The organism is Streptomyces sp. NPDC034043 (assembly GCF_055575675.1).
In genome coordinates this window covers 115,521-139,249 of the sequence record NZ_JBVISF010000002.1, presented here as the reverse complement: position 1 = coordinate 139,249, position 23,729 = coordinate 115,521, and the positions used below count along the sequence as shown (strand labels likewise).

Genomic DNA, 23,729 nt, shown 5'->3' with positions numbered 1-23,729 from the left:
GGGAACAAGGTGGCGATCCGGCCACCGGAGCATCCGGCCGGCCGTCACCGGCGGATTCCGGTGGGGCCTTGGAGGCGGAAGAGGCGCTCTTGACGCCGTCTCACGCCGCTTTTCACAATTGACAGTCCAGCCGGGCCGAAATCCTTCGCCCGCCGCCGGAAAGGGCACTGCGACCACAGGGAGTATTGCCGGATGCTGCGACTGCTCATCGGAAACGACTGGAGCGAGGAACTGGAAGAGCCGGTCGGCACCGGCTGGGCCGTGCAGCGCCTGCTGTGGTTCGCCCGCGACGGCGACGTCCTCGTCCTGCCCGTCCCGCCCGAGAAGGAGTTCCTCTCCTACGTCACCTCCCTGACGGGCACCCGTACGGACTCCCTCCAGATCGTCGTCCCGCCGCCCGGCCGCACCGGCACCGGCGCCCTCACCGTTGACCGGCTCACCGACCCCGCCTTCGTCGCCGAGCTGCGCGAGAGGACCGCCGGCCGGCCCGTCGACGAGGTCTTCGCCCTGTGGCCCGACGCCGCGGTCGCGGCCGCCGCCGATGCCCTGGGCTGCCCCGGAGCCCTCGAAGGGCACGCCTTCCTCACCCAGAGCGGCGGACTCCTCGGCAGCAGCAAGGCCGTCTTCCGCGCGCTGGCCGCCGGCGTGGGCGCCCCCCTCCCGGACGGCGCGGTCTGCGCCGACCCCCGGCGCGCCGAGGAGCACATCGTCCGCCTGCTCGACGGCGGCAGCCCCGTCATCCTCAAGCAGGACTTCGGCTCCGGCAGCGACGGCAACGAGATCCTCGGCCGCACGGGCGACGTGGACCTGCGCGGGGCACGCGGCGTACGCGCCCTCCCCGACCGGGCGGCGGTCGCCGCGTACCTCGCCGAGCGCTGGGACTGGCTGACCGTCGGCGGCCGCGACCGGGTCGTCGTCGAGCGGTACCACCCCGGCAGCCGCGCCTACTTCGCCGAGTACTGGATCTCCGACGCGGGCATCCGGCTCGGCGGGCACGGCGAGATGCAGTACCGCCCCCTGCCCAACGCCCAGGTGATGCCCGCCCCGGACCTGACCGCCCACCAGCTCGACGCCCTCCTCGACGGAGGACACCGCATCTCGGAGGGACTGCGCGCCATCGGCTACCGGGGGATCCTCAGTGCCGACGCCGTCGTCACCCCGGAGGGCGACGTCCTCTTCACCGAGTACAACGGCCGCGCCACCGGCTCCACCCACATCTACGAGATCGTCGGCAAGCGGGTCGTCGGTCCGGGCTTCGGCACCGACCGCATCCTGCTGGAACGGGTGTGGCCCCGGCACTGGGAGGTGCCCTCCTTCACCGCCGCCCTCACCCGGCTCCGCGAGTCCGGTCACGCCTACGACCCCGCCACCCGCCGCGGCGCGATCATCCTGGCCGCCTACCACCCGGGCCGCAAGGGCGTCATGCTCTGCTTCGCGGACGACACCGTCGAGGCCGCCCTCGAACGCGAGGAACAGGTCGCCTCCCTCTTCACCCCGGCCTCCTGACCGGCCGTCAGCCGCGCGGGCCGGGCAGCCGGCGCCGGTATTCCACGGGTCGCTCGCCGACCAGCTCCCTGCCGAGGAGGGTGACGGTGTGTCTCTGGACGCGCTGGGCCATCAACCAGCAGTGGACGGGATGGGTCTTCCCGGGCAGGCCCGATCCCTTCGGTTCCGCTCGCGCCGCCAGCAAGGTCAACGTGCGGGACAGCGTGGTCGACGGCGACTTCCGCACGGACCTGTACCTGGTGTACGGCAACGGTGTCACCGTGAGCAAGACCCGCCTCGCTACCGGAGCGGGCCGGCTGCCGTGGGACCTCCCCAACTGCTGCTGATCGCCGAGTTCCTCGCGGGGTCCCCTATGCTCGCGAGGCAGGGGGTACGAACAGTTCGCCGAGGGGGCGTGGAGCCGTATGGCCGACGAGATCAGGTACGAGTACAAGTCCGTGCGGGCACTCCGCGGCACCGACGGCTTGGTGATCTCGAAGATGCGGAAGGACGGCTGGGAGCTCGTGGAGCAGACCCAGGGCGGGCTGCGCTCCACCCTCGACTTCTGCCGGCCGAAGAAGCCCCTGCCGCGGGCCTTGATCGGCGCCGCGGTCGGCGGTCTCGTCGCCCTGGCCGTCGTCATCGGCGTAGCCGCGGCACTCGAGGACGAAGGCGAGGAGGAGGACGGGTCGAACAAGCCGGCGGCAGCCACGGCGAGCGCGGGGCCCTCCACCGCGTCGACTCCGAGCGCCGCCGGGGCGGCTGCCGCTGAGGTGATCACGGCTCAGAACAACCCGGAGTTCGCGGCGCTGCTCAAGACGCCGGACTCCTGCGACCAGACGAACGCGGACTTCGCGGCCAAGTACAAGGGCAGGACGGTCGCCTTCGACGGCTCGATCGTGCACATGGCACCCCACGGTGACAACGCCACCCGCTACGACTTCCTCCTGGGCCCGGGCGACCAGGGAACGAAGACGGGGATCGGCCCGGCCTTCAGGTACGAGGACGTCAACGTCCTCGGCCTGAAACTGACCGGCCGGAACACCCCCGCCACCGTCCGCGCGGGCGACAAGTTCCGCTTCGTCGCCGAGGTGGGCGAATTCAACGCGAAGCAGTGCCTCTTCTTCCTCGACCCGGTCTCAACGGAAATCCGGTAGCCGAGAGGGACAGAGGGGCGGCCGCGTGAGGCACGGAAAGGCGTGCGCGGCTCGCGCGGGCGGTCTCGACCAGGACGATGAGGGTCGGTGCCGGGACGAGCTCCCGCTCGATCGCGGCAGCCTTTTAGGATCCGTGCATGGCAACAAGACTCGTGCAGATCAACATGAAGGCCCATGACGACGTGGCGCTGGGTCGGTTCTGGGCGGAGGCACTCGGTTGGGGCGTCGACAGTGAGGGACCCGGTGTGACCAACCTCGAACCCGTGGGTTTCACCTACCCGGACCCCGCGGCCGTGTGCATCGACATCATCGCCCGCCCGGAAGTCAAAACCGTGAAGAACCGGGTGCACCTTGATCTGGCCACGACCTCGACCGCCCATCAGGCGGCTCTGGTCGCGCGCCTGCGGGGTCTCGGTGCGACGCTCGCCGACGTGGGGCAGGGCGACGTCCCCTGGACGGTCATGGCCGACCCGGAGGGCAACGAGTTCTGCGTCCTGGAGCCCCGCCCGGTCTACGAGGACACCGGGCCGGTCGCCGCGGTGGTGGTCGACTGCGCCGACCCGCGGGAGATGGCCCGGTTCTGGAGCCAGGCGATGGACTGGACGCTGCACGAGGTCACGGACGACAAGGCGACCATGCGCTCCGCCAAGGGGGTCGGTCCCTACCTCGAGTTCCTCCGCACCCCCGACACCAAGAGCGTCTGGAACCGTGTCCACCTCGACGTCTGCCCCTACCCCGGTGACGACGTGGAAGCGGAAGGAGCCCGGCTGCGCGCCTTGGGCGCCACCGACCCCGGTATCGACCAGTCCGCGATCCACTGGACGGTCCTGGCCGACACCGAAGGCAACGAGTTCTGTCTCCTCAGCCCGCGCTGACCCTGAGCAGAGGCTCCCGCCGCGGCCGGGCCGCCGCGCGCGGAGGCGGTCAGGTCCGGGTGGCGGAGTCGGCGTCGGGGTGGAGGGGGAAGACCTGGTCGAGGCCGACGACGCGCAGGATGCGCAGGGTGTTGGCGGGGACGGAGGCGAGGGCGATGCCGGCCCCTGCGGCCTGGGCGTGGTTGCGGGCGGCGAGCAGCGCGGTGATGCCGCTGGAGTCGCAGAACTCCATGCCGCTCAGGTCCAGTACGAGGCGCTGGCCCGGCCGCAGGGTGAGGGCCGTGACCAGCGTCCGCAGCTCTGTGGCGGTGGCGTAGTCCAGGTCGCCGGTGATCTCCAGGACGGGACCGGTTCCGGCGTCTCGGGTGATGATCGTCAGCGGTTTCATCTCGGGTTCTTCGTCGTAGGTCCGGCGGTGGGGACGCCGAGGGCGAGCAGGGCGGTGTCGTCGTCGAGGCCGTCGCCGAAGTCGTCCAGCAGGCCGGTCAGGGCTTCGATGACGGCCTGCGGGGGCCGGCCGGCGTGCCGGGCGACGAAGGCGCGCAGGGCCTGGTCCCCGTACAGCTGTGTGCGGTCACTGCCGGTACGCGCTTCGGTGAGGCCGTCGGTGTAGAGCAGGAGGGTGTCACCGGGGCCGAGGGTGGTGGTGGCCGCGGTGAAGCGGGCGGCGGGCAGGATGCCGACGAGCAGGCCGCCGGGGGTGGGGAGGAACTCGGCCGTGCCGTCGGCGCGCAGGATGAGGGCGGGCGGGTGGCCGCCCGACGCCAGGCGGACGTCGACCTGCCCGGTCGCCGGGTCGGACTCGACGGTCCCGAAGACGGCGGTGCAGTAGCGCGGGTCTCCGCCGGAGTAGCGCTCGTGGAGCACCTGGTTGAGGGTGGTCAGGGCGGACACCGGGTCCGGATCGTGCAGGGCGGCGGCGCGCAGGGTGTAGCGGGTCAGCGAGGTGACGGCGGCGGCCTGGGGGCCCTTGCCGCACACGTCTCCGAGGAAGAAGGCGAAGCGTTTGCCGTCGACGGGGAAGACGTCGTAGAAGTCGCCGCCGAGCCGGTCGGGGGAGGCGGTGCGGTAGTGGGCGGCCGTCTCCATGCCGGGCAGCGGCGGCAGCGTGTCGGGGAGCAGCGACTGCTGGAGCACGGCGAGGGCGTCCTGCAGCCTGGCCCGGTCGGCCTCCGCCTGACGGCGTGCCTCTTCGGCCGCTTCCCGCGATCTCAGCAGCTCCTCTTCGTAGGCGCGGCGGTCCCGGGCGTCGAAGACGGTGGTACGGATCAGCAGGGGTTCGCCGGATTCGCCGTGCTTGACAACGGAGGAGACCAGTACCGGCATTCGCCCGCCGTCGGCCCGGGTGATGTCCAGGGCGATACCGCCGATCTCGCCCTGCATCCGCAGCAGCGGCGCGAAGTGCGTCTCGTGGTACAGCTTGCCGCCCACCGTCAGCAGGTCGGTGAACCGGAGCCGGCCCACCACGGCCTCCCGCTCCAGGCCGAGCCAGCCCAGCAGGGTGGTGTTGATCTTCGCGATGGTGCCGTCCATCAGCGTGGACAGGTACCCGCACGGCGCGCTCTCGTACAGCTCCTCCGCACTGCCCTCCAGCAGCGAGGCGAACACAGCGTTCGACGCCTGCTCGTCCCCGGCGTCGTACGGTTCCGGCTGCTGCCCGACGCGGCACATCACCGCAGACTCGCGAGGAAGCCGGTGATGGCCTCGTTGGTGGCTTCGGGCGCGGACAGGTGCGGGCAGTGTCCGACCGCGTCGAGTGTGACCAGCGTCGAGCCGGGGACCGCCCGGTGGACGAAGGCGCCCACCTCGCGCGGAGCGATGGCGTCCTGGGTGCACTCCAGTACCAGCGTCGGCACCCGCACCCCCGGCAGGTCGTCCCTCGAATCGGAGAGGAAGGTGGTACGGGCGAAGACGCGCGCCATCTCCGGGTCGGTGGCGCAGAAGCTGTTCTTCAGCTCCTCGGCGAGCTCCGGCCGGTCCTCGTTCGCCATGATCACCGGCGCCATGGCCGCCGACCAGCCGAGGTAGTTGGACTCCAGGGAAGCCAGCAGCTCGTCGATGTCCTGTGCGCTGAACCCGCCCCGGTAGCCGCCGTCGTCGACGTACCTCGGCGACGGGGCGACCATCACCAGCGCCCCGATCCGCTCGGGGGCCGCACCGGCCGCCAGCACCCCGATCATCGCGCTGACCGAATGCCCCACGAACACGGCGTCGCGCAGGTCGAGCTCCTCGCAGATCTCCACCACGTCCCGGGCGTACCCGTCGAGGGAGGCGTACCGCTCCGCGGAGAACGCCGACAGGTCCGAACGGCCCGCGCCCACGTAGTCGAAGAGGACCACCCGGTATTCCCCGGCCAGGGCGGGAACGGTGAGCCGCCACATGTGCTGGTCACAGCCGAACCCGTGGGCGAGCAGCACCGTCCGGCCCCGCGGGTTGCCGGTGACGGTGACGTTGTTCCTGCGAACGATGTTCATACCCGTCAGTCTGGCAGGCGCGGGCCGCAGCTCCGGCACGGGCCCCCGGGCCGCCCCGACCCACCGGTGCCCGGCCGGGATCACACCGGCGGGTCGTCATGCACCGCTCATGATCCGGACGGGACGGGGAACACGGCCGTGACCGGCCGCAGGGCGGGCAAGGGAGGGGAGGTTCCGCATGAGGTCATCGAGGGCGGGCGGGAAACGGGACCGGCCGCGCGCGCCGCTCGCGCGTGACGTGGTACTCGCCGTCGGACTCGTGGGTACCGGGGTCGGCGGACTGGCGGCCTTCGCGAAGGCCGTCGGAGCGTCCGGCATCCGGATTCCGGTGGTGCCCGTGGTGCTGCTGGTGGTCCTGGCGGGCGCGACGGCACTCATGGCGTGGAGCGTCCAGCCCGTGCGGGCCCGCCCCGCACCGTGCCGCGGTCCCGGCGCGGACGTTTCGCCCGCGGGGGCCGGACCCGGCCTGCCGGACGTGACGGCTCCGGCGCTGGACCACGAGGCGGTCGACGCCGACGGCTTCGAGCACACCGTCGCCGCGCTCTGCGCGCGGGACGGCTGCACCCCGGTGGAGGTGTGCGGCGGAGCGGGCGACCTCGGCGCCGACGTGCTCGCCACGACCGCGGACGGCCTGCGCGTCGTGCTGCAGTGCAAGCACTACGGCGCGGACAACCGGGTCAGTTCGCCGGAGCTGCAGCGCTTCGGCGGGACCTGCTTCGCCGTCCACGAAGCCGACGTGGCCGTCTTCGTCACCACGAGCTCCTTCACCACGCCCGCCCTGGAGTACGCCGCCGCCTGCGGCATCGTCTGCGTCGACGGCGACGCGCTGGCGGCCTGGACGGAGCTCGCGGCGCCCCCGCCCTGGGAGCCGGCGGGCAGCCGCTCCGGCCCTGCCGCGGCGGTGCAGACCGACCGCTGACGGGGGCCGCGCACCCGTGGGGCCGTCCAGGCGACGGATGGGATATGAGCCCGTCGCCGGGGTAGCCGGGTCGCATGGACACCGGAACGGCCCGCCGCGCGCGGGCGCGCCGGTCCGCGCGGTGTCCCGCCGGCTCGAAGCCGAGTCCATGGCCGCCGTCCCCGTACCCGCCGTCCCCCGACGGCCTTCAGAACAGAGCGAACAGGACGTGATCCCGATGCCCTCCCGCGGTGAACCCCACCTCCCCGACCCGGTGCACCTCCATCCGCGCCCTCCGTTCCCCGAGCAGGACCAGGAGCACCCCGGCTCGACCGGCGCGATGGACCCCCGTCCCGACCACGGTGAGGACACCTACCGCGGTCACGAACTGCTCCTGGACCGCAGGGCGCTCGTCACCGGAGGGGACTCGGGGATCGGCCGGGCGGTCTGCCTCGCCTTCGCCCGGGAAGGAGCCGACGTCGTCTTCACCCACCTGCCCGAGGAGGCCGCGGAGGCCGAGGAGACGGCCCGCCTCATCCGCGAGGCGGGCCGTACGGCACTGCCCGTCGCCTGCGACATCCGGTACGAGGAACAGTGCACCTCCCTGGTCGAGCGGGCCGTGCGCGAGCTGGGCCCGGTCGATCTCCTGGTCAACAACGCCGCGTACCAAATGGCCCAGCCCGACGGGATCGAGGCGATCACCACCGAGCAGTTCGACCGGGTGATGAAGACCAACCTGTACGGGATGTTCTGGCTCACCCGCGCGGCCCTGGCCCACATGCCGCGCGGCGGCTGCGTGATCAACACCACGTCCGTGCAGGGCTACCAGCCCAGCCCCCACCTGCTCGACTACGCGATGACGAAGTCGGCGATCATCTCCTTCACCCACGGGCTGGCGCAGATGCTCGCCGAGCGCGGCATCCGGGTCAACGCCGTCGCCCCCGGACCGGTCTGGACGCCGCTGATCCCCGCGACGATGCCCGACCCGACGAAGTTCGGCGAGCAGTCCCCCCTGGGCAGGCCGGCCCAGCCGTCCGAGATGGCACCCGCGTACGTCTTCCTCGCCTCTGCCCAGGCCGGCTACATCACCGGTGAGATCGTCAACGCCACCGGCGGCACCCCGCTCCCCTGAGCGGGGCCCGGGGCCGGGGGGGGCGAACAGCTCCCCCCGGCCCCCCGGCCCCGTCGCCCGGAGCGGAGAGTGCCCCGGCCGGGGAGCGCCCCGAGGCCTACCGGCAGTCGCGCACCGGGTCGTCCTGGGTCATCGCGCAGGCGATGCGCTGGCCGCGGACGGTGCCGTAGCGGGCGATGAGGGAGCTGCGGAAGCCCGCCCACTGGGCGCGGGTGTCGGCGATGGCCGCCTGGACGGCGGCGCTGAAGTTGCCGGCGACCTGCCCGCGGGTGGTGGTCGGAGAGGAGGCCTCCCCGGTCACGGGGTCGATGATGCCGTTGTCCTTGTTCAGGACGCCGTGGGTGACGCGATTGCCGCAGCCCCACGGGTTGAGGCTGAAACAGCCGGTCGTGAGGTCGCCGGGGATGTCGGAGGCCGAAGGGGCCGGGGCGGCCAGCCGGAGGAAGGGCGCCGGGCCGGTACGGGCCAGGCCCGGCGGGTTGTTGACGCCGATGGCGTACCTGCTGTCCGCCTTGTCCGCCCAGTTGCTGTGCGAGTAGAAGTCCTCGGTGCCGTGGAGCGCCCGGCCGAAGCCCTCGATGGCGTTGCACTTGCCGCGGCCCGCGACGCCCAGCACGAAGGTGCAGTCGGAGGAGAGGTCGGTCGCGGAGGCGCTGACGCCGCCCGCGGCGTCCACGAGCGCGTCCGCCTTCTCCACGCCCCGGTTGAACTCGCCCTTGAGGTGTGCGATGCAGGCCAGCAGCACCGAGGTGGCCTGCGCGCGGGTCCGGGGGTAGCCGGCCGCGTTGAGGTGGTCGGCGCCGTCGCAGTGCGCGGCTTCGGTGAACACCTGGTCCACGTCCGGCGAGCCGATGGCCCCCATCGTTCCCTTCGCCCCCGCCAGCTGGCGGATGGACGCCGGCTGGAAACAGTCCCCGGTCGCGCCCGGGGAGGTGCCGGTCGGACACGCGAGGGCCGCACGGGTGATGCGTTCGTGCTCGGAATTCTGCCCGAAGCTGTCGATGGTGCCGAAGTACTGGATCGGCGGTATGCCGGGTCCGGGCTTCTTCGCCTTCGGGGCCGGGCCGGTGGGCGTGAGCACGGGCCCGGTGACCGCCCCCGCGGTCGCCCCGTCCTTCGGCCCGCCCTGCGTCGTGTCCGGAAGCGGAGCGGCGTCGGCGGACGTCGCGAGCCCGAGCAGCAGGGCGGTGGCCGCGATCCCGGCCGAGAGCGTCGAGAGCACTGGCCTGCTCCGACGGTGTGTCATCGTCATGATGATTTCCCCTTGTTGAGACCCGTGCGCCTCCCTCGGGCGTACGAGCCGTCAAAATATAGCTACCAGTCAGTAGCCGCCGGGCACCGGTGCCGCGAGCCGTCTCCGGGGCGCCGGCCGGAGGTCCGTGGCGGGACGGCCGTTGCGGCGCCCGTTCGCCGGGTAGGAGCGGCCCACGTGTCGGCGAGGAAGGCGGGTTGGCTGTGAGCGGAGCGTTGACGGCGGGAGGATGGGGGCTGTTCGCGGGGGCGGCCCTGCTGGCAGGGGCGGCCGTCGGCTCGCTGGTGCGCGTCCCGCCACGGCTGATCGCGCTGGTGATGGCGTTCGGCAGCGGCGTACTGATGGCTGCGGTCTCCTTCGAGCTGATCGCCGAAGCCTACGAGCGGTCGGGGATGTGGCCGGTGGCGGCGGGAGCGGTCGGGGGCGCCGCCGTGTACTCGGGCGCCAACGCGCTGCTGGCACGGCGCGGTGCGCGACACCGCAAGCGCTCGGGGGAGCAGCAGCCTTCCGAGGACGAGGCACCCGGGTCCGGGAACGCCATCGCCCTGGGGGCGCTGCTCGACGGGATCCCGGAGTCCGTGGTGATCGGGACGAGCCTGCTGGGCGGCGGCCATCTGGGAGTCGCCACGGTGGGGGCGGTGTTCATCAGCAACATTCCGGAGGGGCTGGCCAGTTCCGCCGGGATGAGGAGTGCCGGACGCAGCCGGACCTACGTGTTCGCCCTGTGGGGGACCATCGCCGTGATCAGCGGACTCGCCGCCCTGTCCGGGTACGCGCTGCTCGGAGGGGCTTCCGAGGCGACGATGGCCGTGATCACCGCGGTGGCCGGCGGGGCGATCCTGGCGATGATCGCCGACACGATGATCCCGGAGGCGTACGGCGAGGTGCACCTGCTGACGGGACTGGTCACCGTGGTGGGCTTCCTGTCCGCGTTCGCGCTGTCCCACCTGTAGCCGCCGCGGGCCGGGCGGGCCCCGCCCCCGGACCGCCGGCGGTCCCGGCGGCGGTCCGGCCGGCCGGGGCTGCCTGGGGAGCCGTCCTCCCCGGGGCGGACGCCGTACCGGGACGAGGGTCCCGGGCCGGCGGCGGGCGGGACCAGGGTCCTCGTGCCCGGGGGCGATGTGCCGTACGCGGGCCCGTTCGTAGCCTCGGGGCATGCGATCACCCCGAACGGCCATCAGCCCGCCCCTGCGCAACGCCCTCGCCCTGGGCCTCGCCCTCTCCGCCTGCCTCACCGGGTCTCCCGCCCTCGCCGCGGCCGACGAAGGGGGCGGCGGGCTCGACCGCTACTACCGCCAGCGGCCCGACTGGGGCAGCTGCGCCAAGGGACCTGACGACACGACGGGCCGCGACCTCGACCGGGCCGGCGTACGCTGCGCCGACGTGACCGTTCCGCTGGACTACTCCGCCCCCCGGGGCCGCACGATCACCGTCGCCGTGTCCCGGCTCAAGGCCACCGACACCCGCCACCGCATCGGCTCGATCCTGCTGAACAACGGCGGCCCGGGCGGAGGCGCGGTCGCGTCACCGCCGGACATGCGCAAGGCGATGAAGGGCGTCGGCGCCCGCTACGACATCATCGGCTTCGACCCGCGCTTCGTCGGCCGCAGCACCCCGCTGGACTGCGGCTGGCCCGTCGGCATGAGCTGGCTGTCCTCGGGCGACGGCCGGGCGGGCTTCGACCGGCAGGTCGCCCTCCAGAAGAGCCTCGCCGACAAGTGCCGCGCCACCAACGCCTCCGTGCTCCCGCACGTCAGCACCCGCAACACGGCCCGCGACATGGACGTCATCCGCGGCGTGCTCGGAGAGCGGAAGATCTCCTACCTGGGCTACTCGTACGGCAGCTACCTGGGCACGGTCTACACCCAGATGTTCCCCACCCGCTACGACCGGGTGGTCTTCGACGGGGCGATCGCCCCGGCCGACTACCGTGCCCGGCTGCTCCAGGGCACCGAGCGCGAGAACGAGCAGGCGCTCGCCGGCTGGGCCGACTGGGCGGCGCGCCGCCACGACACCCACGGGCTCGGCCGCACCCGCGCCGAGGTGCTCGCCACCATCGGCCGTATCGTCGCGGCGTCGGCCCGCGGCCCCTTGACCATCGGCACCGGCACCGACGCCTTCCGGATCGACGACAGCCAGGTGCCGCTCCTGCTCTTCTCGGGCATCGCGGACGACACCGACCCGGCGCGGGCGTCCTTCGCGGAACAGATCTCCGCCCTGGCCAAGGCCGCGGAGGGCGTACCGAGCACGCTGTCGCCGGAGTTCGCCGCGGCGCTGCGGTACGCGCTGCGCGGCGAGGGCGAGCCCACGGGCGCGCAGGCCGCGATCATCTGCGGGGACGTGGCCGCCCCGCGCGACCCGGAGCTCTACTGGCGCGACATCGAACGCAACCGGGCGAAGCACCCCCTCTTCGGCCCCCTGACCGACAACATAGGCCCGTGCGCCTTCTGGGACCGCCCCCGCGAGGAACCCACCCGGGTGCGGCGGGACACGCCCGCCCTGATCGTGGCGGCCACCGGCGATCCGCGCACCACCTACCGCAGCAGCGTCGCCCTGCGCGGCCTGCTCCCCAGCTCCCGGCTGCTCACCCTGGAGGGCGCCAACCGGCACGCCCTCTTCGGGCTCTACGGCAACACCTGCGTGGACGACCAGGTCAACGCGTACCTGGCCACCGGCACCCTGCCGAAGCAGGACCGGACCTGCGCCAAGCAGGCCGGACCCCAGTGACGAAGCCGCCGGCGGCCGCCGGTACCTGATGGTTCCCGGCCCGGTACGCGGTCGGTGAGGCCGGACGTGTCCCGGACGGCCGGTGGCCCGGCGGGGCGCCCACGTCCCGTCCCACGACCTGCATACCGTCGCCGACGAGACCCAGGAGGAGACCCGATGACCGAGCACCCGCACATCACCGTGTTCCATCGAGCCCTGGCCGCCTTCTCGGCCGGCGACATGGACGCGCTGGCGGAAGTCTTCCACCCCGATGTGGTCTGGCACATCGGGGGGAGGAACCTGTTGGCAGGGGAGACCAGAGGCCGAGAGGAGACGTTCGCACGGTTCGGCCGGGAGTTCGAGCTGACGGGCGGCACCTATCGCCCGGCGCTCCAGGACGTCCTCGCCGACGACGCCAACACGGTCGCCCTGCTGCACGTCACGGCGTCACGCGAGGGAAAGCGGCTCGACATGGACAACGTGATCGTCTTCCGCATCGCCGACGGCGTGATCACCGAGGGCCGGGTCTTCGTTGCGGACCCGCCCCTCTACGACGATTTCTGGTCGTAGAAGCACGCCGGGGGCGCGCCGTTCCGCCAGATCCCGCCAGGCCGGCCGGCCCGCGGAGCCGGGCCGGTCCGCGGTCACGGCCGGACCTGCCCGGCGCCGGGCCGTGCGCCCTCGTCGCTCACCGGAGCCGGCCGTCGTCCGGCCGCGGCCGCCCTGCGCTTGCGGCCGCCGCGCACCGGGGCTGCACTGGATTCATGGACGCTGCGATGACTCCGTCCTAGGGAGAGCAGCGATGACAAGCACGGACAGCTTCAACCTTCTGCAGCCGTACGAGATCGCCGAGGAGACGTTCGTCATCCCGTGGGCCCTGCAAGCCCCACCGGTCGGCCACTTCCCGATGAACTCCATGGTCATCCGGGGAGCGGAACCGGTCCTCGTGGACACCGGGGCGCCCGCCGTGCGCTCCCAGTGGCTGGAGGCGGCCTGGTCCGTGGTGGATCCCCTGGACGTACGGTGGATCTTCCTCACCCACGACGACCGTGACCACGCCGGCAACCTCCTCGCGGTCCTCGCGGAATGCCCGAACGCGACACTGCTGACGACCTGGTTCTCCATCGGCCGCATGGCCGAGGAATGGGAGACCCCCGTCAACCGGTGCCGCTTCATGAACGACGGCGACACCATCGACGCGGGCGACCGCACCCTGGTCGCCAAGCGGCCGCCCCTGTACGACAACCCCACGACCCGCGCCCTCTTCGACACGAAGACCAGCGTCCTGTGGTCCGTGGACACCTTCGCCACGAACGTTCCCGCCCCCATGCCCGAAACGGCCGCGCTGACGGCGGACGAATTCCGCGACGGACAGTTCTTCGGCGGACGCCTGGTCTCCCCCTGGTCCGCCCTGCTGGACGACGAGAAGTTCGGGGCGGTCGTCAACGCCTTCCAGGACCTGGACGCCGAGGTCATCGCCGGCTGCCACTGCCCGGTCCTCCGCGGCCCGCACATCCCCGAGGCCTACGACCTCCTGCGCCGGCTCCCCGGGATCCCGCCGTGGACGGAGTTCACCCAGGCCGACCTGGACCAGTGGATGGCGGCGGCCGAAAGCTCGGTTCCGCCGGAGCAGCCGCGGCCGTCGGGGACCTGAGCGGCGCCCGCCGCGGCTCAGGCCAGTTCCACGCTGTCCAGCTCGGTGAAGTACTCACCCTTGGACAGACGGACCGTGTTCCGTCCTCCGGACAGGGTCACCGACGTCTCGGTCGTCTTCCAGGTGTCCCAGCCGGTGTGCCAGTAGCGGACGGTACCGGCGGCGGTGCCGTTGACCGAGAGGCGGTGGGTCGCGTCCACGGGGGCTCCCGCGGCGTCCCTGGAACCGTTGCCGAACCGCACGGACAGCAGGTGTTCGCCCGCCGACGCGGCGAAGACCGTGAACTCCACGTAGCTGTCGTCGTGGTCGATGCCCCCGACGGCCCGGCCGCCGGAACTGCCGGCGGCGTCACGGACCAGCGCGTGGTGCACGCGCGCGTCCTCCGCCTGATGGAGGACCTTGCTGCCGCGCACGACGGGGCGCCCGTGCGCGAAGCCCAGGTCGGCCATGTACATCGGCCGGCGGCCGTAGTCGGCGCTCCAGCCGTGGAAGACGATCCGGTCACGGCCGTCCGGGCCGGCCACCACGTCCTGCCCGCCGGGGCCGCGTACCCTGCCGGAGAAGCTCTCCGTCGTCATCAACGGGCCGGCCGCCTTGACGTACGGACCCGTCAGCGCGGGTGCCACCGCGTAGCCGGTCCTGTACGTGTCACGCCGGTAGTCACCGGCCGAGTAGAACAGCACGTAGTGGCCGCCCCGTTCGACGAGGGTGGGCGCTTCCACCAGCCCTTCCCCCGGGTCCTGCCCGATCAGCCTGACCGGGTCCCCGGTCGTACGGGTGCCGTCCCACGAGGTGGGCTGGAGATACAGCCAGGTGTCCATGCCGCAGCAGTTGCCGTCGTTCTTCCACAGCAGGTAGCGCTGCCCCCGTTCGGTGTGGCTGGAGGCGTCGATCGCACCGCCCTCCGACGCCGGGCACACCAGCGGCCCGTCACCGGCCGGCCGGAAGGGGCCCGCCGCGGAGGAGGACAGCGCGACACCGATGCACTGCTTGTCCGTCGCCCTGTCGCGGGCCGTGTAGTGCATGGTGAAGCCGTTGCCGTTGTCGTACACCTCCGGCGCCCACACGAAGTCGCGGTTGGGGACCGCCCAGTCGCCCAGCACGGGCAGGACGTCAGCGCTGTCGACCTGCCAGCGCACCAGGTCGGCGGAGGTCGCGTGCTGGATGTTCTTGCCGTCGCCGTTGGTGGCGTACGCGTGGTACGTGCGGCCCACCCTCACGACGTCCGGGTCGGGAAAGTTCCGGTCGAGCACCGGACCGTCCGCGGCGGCCAGGACGGGACCCCCGGCCGGGCCCAGGACCATGGCGGCGGCGACGGCGGCCAGGGCGAGACAGCGCCCGAAGCGGCGCGTGAGGCGGGTTTCGCGATGAGGAAGGGGCATGGCGCTCCGATCCCGCGCGTCCGGGCCACCCGGAGCCGGTGGTACCGAGGATGGCCGGTGGACCGCGCGCGTGAGGTCAGTGTCCGGACGGTTCCGCAGTGACAACGCGCCGGGGCGCCCGCCGTTGCGCGACACGGCGGATCAGGAGCCGCGGACCGCCCGCCGGCGGTGCCCACGGCGGCCCGTTCCGCCGGGACGCACGGCTGGGCCGGGGAGATCAGCCGCGGTCACGCGTGAGGGTGGTCCGGCCGCGGGCCGCCTTGTCCCCGTCCGCCATGGCGTGGCAGCGTCACATGTCCTTGATCCAGACAGAGGGAGACGCCCCGATGACCGAGGACCTGGCCACAGACACCATCCGGAAGCTGGAGGACCTCGTGGCGTCGGACTCCCTGCCGGAGCACACCGTCGAACTGCTCCAGGTCTCCCTCGACCAGGCCCGGGCGGCGAAAGCGGCGGGCCACGACCAAGAGGCGATCACCATCGCCGCCCAGGCCCTGCAGACGGCGGAGGACGCTTCCGGGGACCGGTAGGCCGCCTCCCCGGCGGCAGGGGAACCCGGCGTCGCCGGCGGAGCTGTTCGAGTGAGGAGTGGCCGTGCGGGTGGCAGTGGTGGGCCAGGGGTACGTCGGGCTGACGGCGGCCCTCGGGCTGGCGGCGAAGAAGCACCAGGTGGTCGGGGTGGAAGCCGACCCCCGGCGGCTGCGGCTGCTGACCGAGGGGGAGGTGCCGTTCGAGGAGCGGGGCTTCGGGGCGCTCCTGGCCGAGGCCCGCGGCGCCGGTACGCTGGCCTTCGCCGGGGCGCTGTCCGCGCTCCGCGATCCGCTGGACGCCGTACTGATCGCGGTCGGCTCCCCGCCGACCCCCACCGGCCGGCCGGACCTGGGCCAGGTGAGGGCCGCCCTCGCCGACGTGCTGGCGCTCACCGCGCTGCCCGGCCTGGTGGTGGTCAAGTCCACGGTGCCGCCCGGGACCAGCGCCGACTGGCTGGCCGCCCCGGACGCGGAACCGCTGCGCACCCGCTACGTCTACAGCCCCGAGTTCCTCAGCCAGGGCCGCGCCGCCGAGGACTGGAACCATCCCGCCCGGATCGTCGCGGGCCTCGCCGAGCCCGGACTGCTCGACCAGGTCCGCGAGCTGTACCGGGGCATCGACGCCCCGTGGGTGGTGACCGACCCCACCACCGCCGAGACGGTCAAGTACGCCGCCAACGCCTTCCTCGCGACCAAGGTCAGCTTCGTCGGCGACCTGATCACCCTGTGCGAGGGAACCGGCGCCGACATCGACGACGTGCTGACCGGCGCCGGACTCGACCCGCGCATCGGCCCGGCCTTCCTGCGCGCCGAGGCCGGCTACGCCGGATCCTGCCTGCCCAAGGACACCCTCGCGCTGCGGTACTGGTCCCGCCTCGCCGGGCATCCGCTGCCGGTGATCGAGGCCGTCATCGCCGCCAACCGCGCCCAGGTGCTGCGTCCGGTCAGGCTGGTGCGCGACCACCTCGGCCCGGTACCCCTCGCCGGGGACGGGGCCGTCGTCGCCGTCCTCGGCCTGCGCTACCAGGCGTGGACGGACGACCTGCGCGACGCGCCGTCCATGACGATCGTCCCGGAACTGCGGGCGCTGGCGGGCACCGTACGGATCTGGGAGCCCTCCGTCCCGGCGGCGGAGATCACGGGGCTGTTCCCCGGCACCCAGCCGGCCGCCGACCTCACCGAGGCGCTCGACGGGGCAGCGGCGGCCGTCGTCCTGACCGACTGGCCGCAGGTCACCGCCGCCGAGTGGGCCACCCACGGGCGGCGCATGGCGGCGCCGCGGCTGCTGGTCGACACCAAGAACTGCCTGCCGCCCGCCGCCGTCGCCCACACCGGTATCCGCTACCTCTCCATGGGTCCCCGCCGCAGTGACGGCCGGAGCGGCTCCTCGGCCGGCCCGGGCGACCGCTGACCCCGCGGACCGCAGGGACGAGCCCCGCCGCGCCGCTCAGTCGGCCCTGGTCACCGGTGGGACGTACTCGGCCACCAGGCCGCGCTGCCACCAGGCGCCGGTGGCACGCCGTTCCCGTCGGCTGGTGAAGCGGTAGTGGTAGAGCCGGGCGCGCAGATGGGTGGGGGGAGCGGTGGGGAAGGGGTTGTCCCTGAGCAGCTTGAGGACCGCCGGATCGTTGTCGAGGAGCTTGCCGAGGAGCGGTCCGAACCAGGTGCGGGCGTACGTGGGCGAGAGCGCGGCGAACCACAGGAGCCAGTCGAGCCGCAGGTGGTAGGGGGCCACCTGCGGGGGCCGCCGGCGGACGTCACCGGGCTTGCCCCGGAAGCCGTACTCCTTCCACCGCGTGTCCGCCGTGATCTCGGGCTCGTCCGTCCCCTCGATCACCACCTCCAGGCGGATCCTGGTGACGCTGCCGAAGGCTCCGTAGGTGTTGACCAGGTGGAAGGGGTTGAACGAGGAGTTCATCACCTGGTGCCGCGAGAGCATGTTGCGCACCGGCCAGTAGCTGAGCACGGCCACCAGGGCGGTGACGGCGATGACCAGGCCCTGGTACCACCCCGGTGGGGCGGCGAGGGCGGGAGGCTCCGGCAGGGGGAGCACGTCGGCCGCCCGTCCGCCGTCCACGGCGGACAGCGCGAGGAGGACGGCCAGCCAGTTGAGCCAGGCGAAGTTGCCGGACGCCACGAGCCACAGCTGGGTCACGACGATGAAGCCCGCGGCCACGCTCGCGACGGGCTGCGGCGCGAACAGCAGCACCGGTGCCAGCAGCTGCGCCACGTGATTGCCGGCCACCTCGACCCGGTGCAGCGGCCCGGGCAGGTGGTGGAAGAACCGGCTGAGCGGTCCCGGCATCGGCTGCGTCTCGTGGTGGTGGTACAGGCAGGTCAGGTCGCGCCAGCAGGAGTCTCCGCGCAGCTTGATCAGTCCCGCTCCGAACTCCAGCCGGAAGAGCAGCCAGCGCAGCAGGAACAGGACCAGGACGGGCGGCGCGGTGCGCTCGTTGCCGAGGAAGACGGCCAGGAAGCCCGCCTCCAGCAGCAGCGACTCCCACATGAACGCGTACCACGTCTGCCCGACGTTCACGATGGACAGGTACAGCACCCACAGGACCGCCCACATCGCCATCGCGGCCCACAGGGGCACCCGGTCCGCCGCCCCCGCGGCCAGCGCGGCGGAGAGCGCCACCCCCGTCCACGCGACGACCGCGAAGAAACGGTCCGAGTAGTGGAGGTGGAAGACGGACGGGGTCCGCCGGAACGTGGTGGCGGCCAGGAAGCGTGGCACCGGCAGCAGCCCGCCTTCGCCGATGAGCGCCCGGTACTGGTGCACCGAGCTGAGGAAGGCCACCAGATACAGGACGGCCAGACCCCGCTGGAACACCAGACGGCCCAGCCAGTAGTCGGTATCCGTGAACCACTCCACGGCACCCTCCCGCGCGCGAACGCGGCCGCCGCGACCGCTCCCGACCGGCCGCCATACTCCCTACCAGTAAGAACACCCGGGGCCGGCCGGCATTCCTGTGCGCAGCCCGCCGAAGCCGCCGAGGCGTTGGCCCAGGTGGTGGACGAGTTCCCCTGCCCGGTCGCGCTGCCTGGGTGAGGCCCGGTTCCGTGCGGTACGACTTGACCGATCCCTACGTCTGCCACGGGGCTGACGGACGTCACCCCGCCCTGAGCGGCGCGGGCCGACGCTACGGCGGGGGCCATGGGCTTCAGCCATCAGGAGGAAGCATGAGCGCGGGATTCGACACGATCGTCGAGCACGAACCCGCAGTGCACACCACAGCCACGGTGACGCTGGTCGAGGGGCCGACGTTCTGTGTCTCCGGAACGTCGGGGGACATGGAGGCGGACTCCCCGCAGGGGCTGTTCTTCCGCGACACCCGCATCATCTCCGACTGGCGGCTGCGACTGGACGACCGCCTTCCGCACGAGCTCACGGTCCTGTCCGGGGACCCGTACAGCACGACGTTCGTGGCCCGCGTCCCCCCGAGGGGCTCGGAGACCGAAGTGCTGCTGGAACGCCGGCGGTACGTCGGTGACGGCATGCGGGAGGACCTCCACCTGCGGAACCTCGGCAACCGGCCGGTGTCACTCGTGCTCTCCCTGCACGTGGGGGCCGACTTCGCCGACCTGTTCGACGTGAAGGAGAACCGGGTGCAGTCCCGTGGCGAGGTCACCGCCTCGCCGGACGGCTCCGGTCTCACCTTCGCGCTGCTGGCGGGAGAAGCACGGCGAGGGGTGCACGTGGAGGCAGCCGGTGCCCGGGCCCGGCCGGACGGCCTGGACTTCAGCGTCAGCCTCCCCGCACACGGCGACTGGCGCACGACCGTCCTGGTCCAGCCGAACATCGACGGGCAACTGATCACCGGCACGTTCCCGACGGGAGCGGAGGTGGGCGAATCCTCCCCCGCGCGGCGGATGCGGGCGTGGCGCGAGGGGGCCCCGCGCGTCGGGGAGATCGAGGACCCCGAGCTCCGGCGGACGCTGCGGCGCAGCGTGGAGGACCTCGGCGCGCTGCGGATCTTCGACCCGCAGCATCCGGAGAACGTGGCCGTCGCGGCCGGCGCGCCCTGGTTCATGGCGCTCTTCGGACGTGACTCCCTGCTGGCCTCCTACATGGCGCTGCCGCTGGACCCGAGCCTGGCCCTGGGTACCTTGCAGACCCTGGCCCGCGCGCAGGGCCGCACCGTCGATCCCCGCACGGAGGAGCAGCCGGGACGGATCCTGCACGAGACCCGGTTCGGTCTGGACTTCCCGCTGGCCCGCGGCGGCGGCAGCGTGTACTACGGCACCGCCGACGCGACCCCGCTGTTCGTGGTGATGCTGGGGGAGCTGCGGCGCTGGGGGATCGCACCGGCGGCGGTCGACGCGCTCCTGCCCCATGCCGACCGGGCGCTGGAGTGGATCGAGCGGTACGGCGACCGGGACGGCGACGGCTTCGTCGAGTACCACCGGATGACGGACGACGGCCTGCTCAACCAGGGCTGGAAGGACTCCTTCGACGGCGTCAACTTCGCCGACGGCCGCCTCGCCGAGTCACCGATCGCCCTGTGCGAGGTGCAGGCCTACGTGTACGCGGCGTACGTGGTGCGGTCGCACTTCGCGCACGAGGCCGGGGACACGGCCGCGGTCGAACACTGGGCGCGGCGGGCCGCCGCGCTGAAGGAGGCGTTCAACGAACAGTTCTGGCTGCCCGACCGGGGATGGTTCGCCATCGGCCTCGACCGGGACAAACGTCCCATCGACTCGCTGGCCTCCAACATGGGGCACTGCCTGTGGACCGGGATCGTCGACGAGGACAAGGCGGCCCGGGTGGCGGAGAGGCTGCTGTCGCCGGAGATGTTCACCGGCTGGGGGGTCCGTACCCTCGCTTCCTCCATGGGCGCCTACAACCCGATGAGCTACCACAACGGCTCGGTCTGGCCGCACGACAACGCCATCGTCGCGACCGGCCTGATGCGCTACGGCTTCGTGGAGGAGGCCCAGCGCGTGGCGACCGGCATCCTGGACGCCGCGGAGGCGTTCGGCGGCAGGCTGCCCGAGCTCTTCTGCGGCTTCGACCGCAGTGAGTACGAGGCACCGCTGCCGTACCCGACCTCCTGCTCCCCGCAGGCCTGGGCGGCCGCGGCCCCGGTCCAGCTCATGCGGGCGCTGCTGCGGCTGGACCCGTGGATGTCGCACCGGCAGGTGTGGGTGGCGCCGGCCTGGCCCCAGCGCTACGGCCGTCTCCACGTCCACAACCTGCCGCTCGCCGGCGGCCGTGCGGAGCTGTGGGTGGACGGGCCCTCGACCCGTCTGGAGGGCCTCGCCGACGACGTGGAGGTCATCCTGCAGCCGCGCAAGCCGCTCGCCGCGGCGCCGAGCCACCGGAGGACGCCGACGGGCCCGCCCCCGGCCGGTGGCGCCGCAGGCCACGCGGGCCACTCAGCGCACCCAGACCATGCAGCGCACACGGACCACGCAGGCCACACGGACCACGCAGGCCACACGGACCACGCAGGCCACGCAGACCACTCCGGGCCCGCGGGGTCCGCAGGGGGGAGCAGCTCATGAACCGTCCTCTGGACATCGCCATCGTTTCCACGCCCTGGTTCCAGCTTCCGCCCGCCGCCTACGGGGGCATCGAGTCGATGTGCGCCGACCTGGTCGACGGCCTGGTGGAGCTGGGCCACAAGGTGACCGTCATCGGAGTGGGCCTCAACGGGACCAAGGCCGATTTCATCGCCACCGACACCCTGCCCCGGGGAGACACACGGCTGGGGAGGGCCGGACCGGAGGTGCTGCACGCGGCGCGCTCGGCACAGGTGCTCCGCACCCTTCAGCCGGACATCATCCACGACCACAGCACCGCCGGACCGCTCCAGGCGGGTCAGCGGCCCGTGCCCACCGTGGTGACCGCGCACGGCCCCGTCTCCGGCGAGCTCGGGGACTACTACCAGGCGCTGGCCGGCTCGGTGAGCCTGGTGGCGATCTCCCGCGCCCAGCAGGAGCAGGCCCCCGGCCTCCCCTGGGCCGGGCAGGTCCACAACGCCGTCCGCACCCTCGACCACCCCTACCGCGAGCGCAAGGGCGACCGCGTGGCCTTCCTCGGCCGGATCGCCGCCGAGAAGGGCGTCCACCTCGCCATCGACGCCGCCCGCCGGGCCGGCAAGGCGATCACCATCGCCGGCAAGTGCAACGACCCGGACGAGGAGCCGTACTTCAGGAACGAGGTCCTGCCCCGCCTGGGCGAGGACGCCGAATGGGTGGGCGAGCTGGACCAGGCGGCCAAGCGCGAGCTGCTCGCCGAGGCCCAGTGCCTGCTCTTCCCGATCTGCTGGGAAGAGCCCTTCGGCATGGTGATGATCGAAGCCATGGCATGCGGCACCCCCGTCGTGGCGCTGCGGCGGGGATCCGTACCCGAGATCGTCGACCACGGTGTGACGGGCTTCGTGTGCGACGACCCGGCCGAGCTGCCGGACGCCATCCGCAGCGTCAGCCGACTTTCCCCCCGCGACTGCCGGGCACGGGTGCTCGACCGGTTCGACACCTCGCGCATGGCGGCGGCGTACGCCTCGCTCTACGAGGAGCTCGCCGGCCAACGCACGGACCGCGCATTGCGACGCGAATCCCTGGGCAGGCGCCGGACATGAACCCACGCCCCTCCCCGGGCCGGTCGTACTGGATGCAGACGGCCGAGATGCCCGCCTTCGCCCCCCTGTCGACCCCCACCGAGGCGGACGCGGCCGTCATCGGCGCCGGCATCGCCGGCCTCAGCGTGGCCTGGGAACTCGCCCGTACCGGGCTGAGCGTCGTCGTGCTGGAGGCCGACCGCCTCGCGGCAGGCGTGACGGGCCACACCACCGGAAAGCTCACCGCCCTGCACCCCGGCGTCTACGACACGCTGCGCAGCAAGCACGGGGAGGACGCCGCCCGCCGTTACGCCACCTCCCAGAGCGCCGCGCTGCGCCACGTCATCGAGGTGGTCCGGGACCTCGGCATCGACTGTGACCTGGAACGCCGCCCCGCCGTCACCTACTGCGAGCGGCCCGACGGCGTCGAGGCGCTGCGTGCGGAGGCCGAAGCCGCCCGGGCGGCCGGTCTCGACGCCTCCTTCGTCACCGAGACCGGTCTGCCGTATCCGGTCGCGGGCGCCGTCACGCTCGGGGACCAGGCGCAGTTCCACCCCCTCGGATACCTCCGCGGTCTCGTCGAGGACCTCGTCGCGCGTGGTGGGCGGCTGTACGAGCACACCCGTGTCACCGGCCTCGACGGGGGCGATCCGTGCCGCGTCACGACCTCCTCCGGGACCGCCGTCACCGCCCGGCACGTGGTCATCGCCACCCACCACCCGGTCTTCGACCACGCCTTGCTCGCCACCCGGCTCACCCAGCGACGCGACCTGGTCATCGCGGGACCCCTGCCCGCGAGCCAGGACCCGGACGGCATGTACATCACCAGGGAAAACGCCACGCGGTCCGTGCGCACCGCGCCCCTCGCGGACGGCGGCCGGCTCCTGATCGTCGGCGGAGAGGCCTTCACCCCGGGCACCGGACAGGACACGACGGAGGGGTACGCCCGCCTGCAGGCGTGGACCGAGCGGTACTTCCCCGGTGTGCCGATCACGCACCGGTGGGCGGCACAGGACAACAGCTCCACCGACACGCTGCCCCTCATCGGCCGCTGGGGCTCCGACGGCGACCACGTCTACGTCGCCACCGGATTCGCCGGGTGGGGCATGACCGGCGGAGTGCTGGCCGGGCAGCTCATCGCTTCCCTCGCCACCCGCGACGAGGACCCGTGGTCCGGACTCTACGACCCCCGCCGCTTCGGCCCCGCCCTCCGGTCGGCCCCCGAGTTCCTGAAGGCCCAGTGGGACGTCGGGAAGCACTTCGTCATGGACCGGCTGAAGGCCATGGGCGACGGTACGGGCGGCCCGGTCGGCGCGCTGCGGCCCGGTGAGGCCACGGTCGTCCGAGCCGACGGCGGGCCGTGCGCCGTACACCGGGACGACCAGGGGGAACTGCACGCGGTGTCCGCCGTCTGCACCCACCTCGGCTGCCTCGTCGCCTTCAACAACGCGGAACGGACGTGGGAGTGCCCCTGCCACGGCTCCCGCTTCGGCATCGACGGCGAGGTCCTCCAGGGCCCCGCCCTCGACCCCCTGGAACGACGGGACCCGAAAGACCTCTGACGCCTGATCCGGGCTGCTCAGCCACGGGGCGCCGAGGCCCCGGCAGGCCGCGCCGG

The 23,729-nt window shown here is 72.8% G+C and carries 21 protein-coding genes; 15 read left to right on the top strand and 6 right to left on the bottom strand.

All coding sequences use genetic code 11. The features are described 5' to 3' along the window. The first annotated feature begins 192 nt into the window (after window positions 1–192). From ACZ51S_RS05380 to ACZ51S_RS05365, 4 genes are all read left to right on the top strand, one after another. Entirely contained in the window at window positions 193–1,506 is a 1,314-nt protein-coding gene (locus tag ACZ51S_RS05380) for a preATP grasp domain-containing protein (RefSeq protein ID WP_468959806.1), read from the top strand. 86 nt (window positions 1,507–1,592) lie between these two features. Further along, a complete protein-coding gene (locus ACZ51S_RS05375) occupies window positions 1,593–1,832 on the top strand; it encodes a hypothetical protein (RefSeq protein WP_468474789.1) in 240 nt (79 codons plus the stop codon). A gap of 78 nt (window positions 1,833–1,910) precedes the next feature. Beyond that, a complete protein-coding gene (locus ACZ51S_RS05370; RefSeq protein WP_468959803.1) occupies window positions 1,911–2,642 on the top strand; it encodes a DUF4839 domain-containing protein in 732 nt (243 codons plus the stop codon). A 137-nt stretch (window positions 2,643–2,779) separates the two neighbouring features. Further along, window positions 2,780–3,517 (top strand): VOC family protein, encoded by a 738-nt coding sequence (locus ACZ51S_RS05365; RefSeq protein ID WP_468802583.1) that lies wholly within the window; start codon window positions 2,780–2,782, stop codon window positions 3,515–3,517. A 49-nt stretch (window positions 3,518–3,566) separates the two neighbouring features. Here ACZ51S_RS05365 and ACZ51S_RS05360 read toward each other — a convergent pair whose 3' ends face one another. From ACZ51S_RS05360 to ACZ51S_RS05350, 3 genes are read right to left on the bottom strand one after another with little or no spacing between them, the layout of a single operon-like run. Continuing rightward, complete coding sequence (locus ACZ51S_RS05360) at window positions 3,567–3,905, bottom strand: STAS domain-containing protein (protein ID WP_468474792.1); 339 nt, start codon at window positions 3,903–3,905, stop codon at window positions 3,567–3,569. Next, complete coding sequence (locus ACZ51S_RS05355; RefSeq protein ID WP_468959800.1) at window positions 3,902–5,188, bottom strand: PP2C family protein-serine/threonine phosphatase; 1,287 nt, start codon at window positions 5,186–5,188, stop codon at window positions 3,902–3,904. Before ACZ51S_RS05355 ends, ACZ51S_RS05360 begins: the two co-directional genes overlap by 4 nt. Further along, a complete protein-coding gene (locus ACZ51S_RS05350; RefSeq protein ID WP_468802581.1) occupies window positions 5,188–5,991 on the bottom strand; it encodes an alpha/beta fold hydrolase in 804 nt (267 codons plus the stop codon). Before ACZ51S_RS05350 ends, ACZ51S_RS05355 begins: the two co-directional genes overlap by 1 nt. Window positions 5,992–6,169: 178 nt before the next feature. Here ACZ51S_RS05350 and ACZ51S_RS05345 point away from each other — a divergent pair, with 178 nt between their 5' ends. Both ACZ51S_RS05345 and ACZ51S_RS05340 read left to right on the top strand, forming a co-directional pair. After that, window positions 6,170–6,910: a restriction endonuclease gene (locus tag ACZ51S_RS05345; protein WP_468959798.1), complete on the top strand. Its 741-nt coding sequence runs from the start codon at window positions 6,170–6,172 to the stop codon at window positions 6,908–6,910. Window positions 6,911–7,127: 217 nt separating this feature from the next. Next, window positions 7,128–8,021 carry an SDR family oxidoreductase gene (locus ACZ51S_RS05340; RefSeq protein WP_388931969.1) on the top strand — a complete coding sequence of 298 codons (894 nt, stop codon included), beginning with the start codon at window positions 7,128–7,130 and terminating at the stop codon, window positions 8,019–8,021. Between the two features lie 97 nt (window positions 8,022–8,118). Here the strand turns inward: ACZ51S_RS05340 and ACZ51S_RS05335 are convergent, their stop codons facing one another. Beyond that, window positions 8,119–9,267 (bottom strand): CinY protein, encoded by a 1,149-nt coding sequence (locus ACZ51S_RS05335; RefSeq protein WP_468959794.1) that lies wholly within the window; start codon window positions 9,265–9,267, stop codon window positions 8,119–8,121. 209 nt (window positions 9,268–9,476) lie between these two features. Between ACZ51S_RS05335 and ACZ51S_RS05330 the strand changes: the two genes are divergently transcribed. The 4 genes from ACZ51S_RS05330 to ACZ51S_RS05315 all read left to right on the top strand — a co-directional run bounded on the left by ACZ51S_RS05330 (window position 9,477) and on the right by ACZ51S_RS05315 (window position 13,633). Then, window positions 9,477–10,226, top strand: a complete 750-nt coding sequence (locus ACZ51S_RS05330; RefSeq protein ID WP_468474797.1) for a ZIP family metal transporter — start codon at window positions 9,477–9,479, stop codon at window positions 10,224–10,226. Window positions 10,227–10,428: 202 nt separating this feature from the next. Beyond that, window positions 10,429–12,000, top strand: a complete 1,572-nt coding sequence (locus ACZ51S_RS05325) for an alpha/beta hydrolase (RefSeq protein ID WP_468474798.1) — start codon at window positions 10,429–10,431, stop codon at window positions 11,998–12,000. A 156-nt stretch (window positions 12,001–12,156) separates the two neighbouring features. Beyond that, entirely contained in the window at window positions 12,157–12,549 is a 393-nt protein-coding gene (locus ACZ51S_RS05320) for a nuclear transport factor 2 family protein (protein ID WP_468474799.1), read from the top strand. Between the two features lie 232 nt (window positions 12,550–12,781). Beyond that, on the top strand, window positions 12,782–13,633 hold the full coding sequence (locus ACZ51S_RS05315; protein ID WP_468474800.1) for an MBL fold metallo-hydrolase: 852 nt from the start codon (window positions 12,782–12,784) through the stop codon (window positions 13,631–13,633). Between the two features lie 17 nt (window positions 13,634–13,650). Here the strand turns inward: ACZ51S_RS05315 and ACZ51S_RS05310 are convergent, their stop codons facing one another. Further along, complete coding sequence (locus tag ACZ51S_RS05310; protein ID WP_468959791.1) at window positions 13,651–15,015, bottom strand: family 43 glycosylhydrolase; 1,365 nt, start codon at window positions 15,013–15,015, stop codon at window positions 13,651–13,653. 326 nt (window positions 15,016–15,341) lie between these two features. On the opposite strand from ACZ51S_RS05310, the gene ACZ51S_RS05305 reads away from it, so the two are divergent. Together ACZ51S_RS05305 and ACZ51S_RS05300 are read left to right on the top strand one after the other, a co-directional pair. After that, window positions 15,342–15,545 carry a hypothetical protein gene (locus tag ACZ51S_RS05305; protein ID WP_388931989.1) on the top strand — a complete coding sequence of 68 codons (204 nt, stop codon included), beginning with the start codon at window positions 15,342–15,344 and terminating at the stop codon, window positions 15,543–15,545. A 64-nt stretch (window positions 15,546–15,609) separates the two neighbouring features. Continuing rightward, on the top strand, window positions 15,610–16,956 hold the full coding sequence (locus ACZ51S_RS05300; protein WP_468474802.1) for a UDP-glucose dehydrogenase family protein: 1,347 nt from the start codon (window positions 15,610–15,612) through the stop codon (window positions 16,954–16,956). A gap of 36 nt (window positions 16,957–16,992) precedes the next feature. Here ACZ51S_RS05300 and ACZ51S_RS05295 read toward each other — a convergent pair whose 3' ends face one another. Beyond that, window positions 16,993–18,420, bottom strand: coding sequence for a lipase maturation factor family protein (locus tag ACZ51S_RS05295; RefSeq protein ID WP_468885844.1), 1,428 nt, complete (start codon window positions 18,418–18,420; stop codon window positions 16,993–16,995). Between the two features lie 308 nt (window positions 18,421–18,728). On the opposite strand from ACZ51S_RS05295, the gene ACZ51S_RS05290 reads away from it, so the two are divergent. The 3 genes from ACZ51S_RS05290 to ACZ51S_RS05280 are packed head-to-tail and all read left to right on the top strand — an operon-like array spanning window position 18,729 to window position 23,673. After that, complete coding sequence (locus ACZ51S_RS05290; protein ID WP_468959789.1) at window positions 18,729–21,053, top strand: amylo-alpha-1,6-glucosidase; 2,325 nt, start codon at window positions 18,729–18,731, stop codon at window positions 21,051–21,053. Further along, window positions 21,050–22,132 carry a glycosyltransferase family 4 protein gene (locus tag ACZ51S_RS05285; RefSeq protein ID WP_468474805.1) on the top strand — a complete coding sequence of 361 codons (1,083 nt, stop codon included), beginning with the start codon at window positions 21,050–21,052 and terminating at the stop codon, window positions 22,130–22,132. Before ACZ51S_RS05290 ends, ACZ51S_RS05285 begins: the two co-directional genes overlap by 4 nt. Beyond that, on the top strand, window positions 22,129–23,673 hold the full coding sequence (locus ACZ51S_RS05280) for an FAD-dependent oxidoreductase (RefSeq protein ID WP_468474806.1): 1,545 nt from the start codon (window positions 22,129–22,131) through the stop codon (window positions 23,671–23,673). Before ACZ51S_RS05285 ends, ACZ51S_RS05280 begins: the two co-directional genes overlap by 4 nt. The last annotated feature ends 56 nt before the right edge of the window (window positions 23,674–23,729 follow it).